Origin of the sequence: Paenibacillus sp. y28 (assembly GCF_037137075.1) — a bacterium.
Classification (GTDB): domain Bacteria; phylum Bacillota; class Bacilli; order Paenibacillales; family NBRC-103111; genus JBBBNV01.
The window spans coordinates 1-3,742 of the sequence record NZ_JBBBNV010000063.1; the positions used below are offsets into that span (position 1 = coordinate 1).

At 45.2% G+C, this 3,742-nt stretch carries 5 protein-coding genes and 1 pseudogene; all 6 read right to left on the bottom strand.

What is annotated here, in order from left to right; all coding sequences use genetic code 11:
- Positions 1-614 precede the first annotated feature (614 nt).
- The gene (locus WBG83_RS22090; protein WP_336747549.1) at positions 615-1,193 is read right to left on the bottom strand and encodes a UPF0158 family protein; all 579 of its coding nucleotides are present in this window, start codon (positions 1,191-1,193) and stop codon (positions 615-617) included.
- 69 nt (positions 1,194-1,262) lie between these two features.
- Positions 1,263-2,396, bottom strand: coding sequence for a DUF6155 family protein (locus WBG83_RS22095; RefSeq protein ID WP_336747550.1), 1,134 nt, complete (start codon positions 2,394-2,396; stop codon positions 1,263-1,265).
- 283 nt (positions 2,397-2,679) lie between these two features.
- Positions 2,680-2,958 carry a type II toxin-antitoxin system RelE/ParE family toxin gene (locus WBG83_RS22100; RefSeq protein ID WP_336747551.1) on the bottom strand — a complete coding sequence of 93 codons (279 nt, stop codon included), beginning with the start codon at positions 2,956-2,958 and terminating at the stop codon, positions 2,680-2,682.
- Positions 2,955-3,224 carry a hypothetical protein gene (locus WBG83_RS22105; RefSeq protein ID WP_336747552.1) on the bottom strand — a complete coding sequence of 90 codons (270 nt, stop codon included), beginning with the start codon at positions 3,222-3,224 and terminating at the stop codon, positions 2,955-2,957. Before WBG83_RS22105 ends, WBG83_RS22100 begins: the two co-directional genes overlap by 4 nt.
- A 200-nt stretch (positions 3,225-3,424) precedes the next feature.
- Positions 3,425-3,496: pseudogene (locus WBG83_RS22110) on the bottom strand (flagellar biosynthesis protein FliA); the annotation flags it as partial.
- A gap of 52 nt (positions 3,497-3,548) precedes the next feature.
- The coding region (locus WBG83_RS22115) for a hypothetical protein (protein ID WP_336747553.1) at positions 3,549-3,742 on the bottom strand (194 nt) is incomplete at its 5' end.

The window sequence follows — 3,742 nt, forward strand, 5'->3', positions numbered from 1 at the left end:
TTGCCGCCTCGCGTAATCTTAATCCATCATACACTTGCTCCCATCTGACTGCTAGGTGGGGGCTATTTGACGCTCACATTTAAACGTATATAAGCCGTAATTAATTTGCCAATATCGAATGACATTCGGGTGAAGTTTTTGTTCCACTTAATCAACTCCTATGGCAGCTCTAATAACAATATATCAAAGTGAATTGACACTAAATTGTCAGCGAACAAATGTTCGAAATGCAGAAAAACGACTAAGGAAACTTAGCCGTTCATTCACTCCAACATGATCGTCTGTTGACCTCGAGTATTTTAGATTAAACAACCCCCCTAATCCACATCACTCAGCAACAATTCTCTTTTGCAAACATCGCACTGAATCTTGATTACAATTCCAAGGCTAGTCGGAATGAAGGTGTAGGCAAACTTGGCGCCGGATACATCAACAGGGATACATTGATCCCATTCTCTAATTTCCCTCTCCATACTGCTTGTAATTTCAAATATCATGTTCTTCCTCGCTTTCGAATTAGCTCACTTTGATTGGGTAAGGTCAACAAGGCAATGAATCTGCACAGAAAGCTCGTCCACCCTCATCACCGGAATCCCTGCCTAATCAATTCTGTATTACTCAAGTATCAACTCAGGAATGGATTCCAGCCAATCCGAAACACGTTTGCGATTCTGCTCTTCAACAAACTGGTAGTATCGCTCTAACTCTTTGCTATCGGAAGATAAAGCATCCTTGAATCTTCGGAATATTTTCTTGCCGCCGCTTAATATGTTCATTAACATGGAGTGAAGCTTTTTGTCTTCAATCGTTGCTGCAAAATCCATCATATCCGCGTACCCTTCATCCGACTCTCGCTTGGGAAGCCGAAAGTATATTTCATTGAAGCCTTCTTCAATGATATCGCTTAACTCTTCATCCTCTTCATCCCTATCAAATGTCCGCAACGTAACGACTTCGCCGGTTTCAATATTCAGGAAGGACTCTATTCCTTCTACGTACATGTCGTAGGCATCCACGATCTCCTGCAGCTGCTGCTTGGTCAATTTCAATTCTCTCATCGGTTCTCCTCCATCTGCGGCCATTTTTCTGGACTCGCCACGTTGTTCCGCCTCATATTCCTTCCACGTAGTACCATAAGGAAATCCGCCCTCCGTATATCCGGCGATAAAGTAGAAATTCTCGTCTTGTTCCAACAGCCCTGCGGACTCCGAATTAGCATTAGTCCGCATCTTTTGCTTCCTGACGCGCATAAAGCCCCTCACCTAAATCCAACGTATTTGAGCATACAATTCAGCTAAGTTGTCATGAAAACCCCAGCCGATCCCTTCTGTTTTCGAAACAACGGCTTCAAGACGCTCCTCGAATTCGTCGAACAACACGGCCGTTTCATCTTCATTCACTTGATCGATGATATCGGCATACATGGACGCCATACTATAGTAAAAGCGTTCATCGATATCCCCGTAGCTTAGGGTGAAGTCGACTCCATTTTCCACGTAAATCAGCTTCAATTTCAGACTGAACGGGACGCTTTCGGTTAGTCTTTCGAATTCTGATATTGCTTGTTTCGCTTCTTGAAGTCTTAGCTTCCCATGACCACGTTCAGGGAAAAACTCTTGCTCCACCTTCTTGCGGTATTCTTGAAACAAGGATTCTACCGCTTCATCGCCCAGTATTCTTACGGCAAGGAACCTCTCCATATCTTTGCTGGCGCCATAACAAGCCTTGACCAAATCGATAAGCTGGTCGCTATTTAGCTGCTTCAGATGCTTATTCAGCGCCGATTTCGTCAGCTTTACAGGCTTATTACCCTCCGGCCGCTTAATCAGTACCTTTGGGATCAGCTTGTCCTTCAACCGCTGGATTTCCCGATTCACTTCTTCGCTGGAGAAATGTTCGGGATCATAACCTTTGCGAACCCATTCGATAAAATGTTCCCGCTCCGGATGATTGGGAGTGAGCAAGACTTCGATCAGATGCTGATGCCCCCAGACACCTCCCACATCTTCCTGCGGGCAGCTGCGGGCTCCATCCAGACATAAGGGTGCTGGATCCGATGTCATTGAATCGATGTTGATCAACGTAACCGTGTGCTGCCAATCATCGCCAAAATCATAGACGTAGGTAAATGAGCTATTTTCCTCTTGAACATGCTTCTTAACGGTTTCCCTACGTGCGTTCAACACCTCACGGTCTTCCATATGCTCGAATGTCGGATCAGGCAGCCCGACAACTTGTCCATTCACATGGAATTCGTACAAATGATAATTTTCCCATCCCATGACTACTTGAATGAGTTTGTGAAGCTGGTGAAACATCACGTCCGGATGAAATTGAAACTCCCTCCATATTTTCGGGGCGATCTCATTCAGTTCGATTCTGCATCTATAAACCATGATCGTCAGTTCTCCATTGTGGTATTCCGAGTATATAAACAAACCCATTGTATCCGGCGGACGGAGTTACAATGGGTTTGCTATTAGATTCAATCCCATTCTTCTTCACGCATCCTTCTAATTTCATCGGTCAAATGCGCAGCTTGTTCCGGAGTTAAAATTCCAGCCGATTCAAGGATATCGTCAATGGAGCAATCGTCCTTAGAAATTTGTTGGTTCGGCTTATTTGGCAGGGCATAAATAACTGTTTTCCTCCCAATTATACAATTTGAGCAATCATTCTTCATTTCTCTCCGGGAAATAAAACAGCAACAATCCAAACTTCATTCTCACGCTGTTCGTAGTAAATCCTAAACCTCTTCACTACGATACGCGACAGTCCTACATAAGTGCCGCTTTCCTCTGTATATGCTTTGCCTATAATAGGATTGGTGAGTATAACTTCTGTTTCTAGAATGAATTGAGATATGAAATCGTACGTTTCCTCGGGGGTAAATCGCTCGCTGCGAAATTGAGAGAGCTTGTATCTTACTGTCGGAGACCATAAAACTACACGGTTCATGACCGAAAATCCTCTGGAGATAAGGAGTTCAGTAACTCCGATGTACTCATCGCTTTGCCAAGCTTGAATTCCTTCCTGCTTTGTTCAATCATGGCCTTCAATTCCGGACTAGCCTCAACATCAGCTTGAATGGACCGCTGCTCTTCCTCTTGCAAAACGAGAGTGAACTTTCCTTTCCCTGGAATATGAAATTGGTACACGGAATTGTCGCGGCTCATATTCGATATGTTCTCCATTAAATCTTCCAGTGAATTGACCTTTTCCATTCGATGTCACCCCTTGTCATAAGCTTTCCCGCTCTTTTATCACCAGTATAACATACACCACCCGAACCAAGAAGAAGCAAAAAGCCGGACCTACCGGACCGGCTTATCCCCCATATGGCTCGTCCTCCCTCCCCTCACAAACCGTCCGCTGCACACAAACCGGGCTGTTTCCTGACGTTGATTCGTGTTCACATCGTGTTCACAATATGCGCCACCAGCCGCAGGTTATGTTCAATCAGCAGGTTTCGTGAACGGGCGTCCCCCTGAGCAAACCGCCGCAGTACGTTATGCTTCGATGTCCCGCCCGCCAGCTGCGCGGCTTTGTTACATTGTATGTAGGCAGCGGCCCAGAAGTGCATGTACCAGGGGAAAGTGGGAGAAGCCATTCACAATAGCTAAAAAAACAGCCGCCCCCAAGTGAAATACCGGAAACGGCCGCTGCCTAAATAGGGCTTGCTGAACAAGATTTTTACGCAACCTTCGCCTGACGGACAATGAAAAACTGTAAAAATCTGAAA

Bases quoted from the DNA above. Each gene is read 5' to 3' on its own strand.
- WBG83_RS22095 (WP_336747550.1), bottom strand. From the start codon at position 2,396: ATGGTTTATAGATGCAGAATCGAACTGAATGAGATCGCCCCGAAAATA.
- WBG83_RS22100 (WP_336747551.1), bottom strand. From the start codon at position 2,958: ATGAACCGTGTAGTTTTATGGTCTCCGACAGTAAGATACAAGCTCTCT.
- WBG83_RS22105 (WP_336747552.1), bottom strand. From the start codon at position 3,224: ATGGAAAAGGTCAATTCACTGGAAGATTTAATGGAGAACATATCGAAT.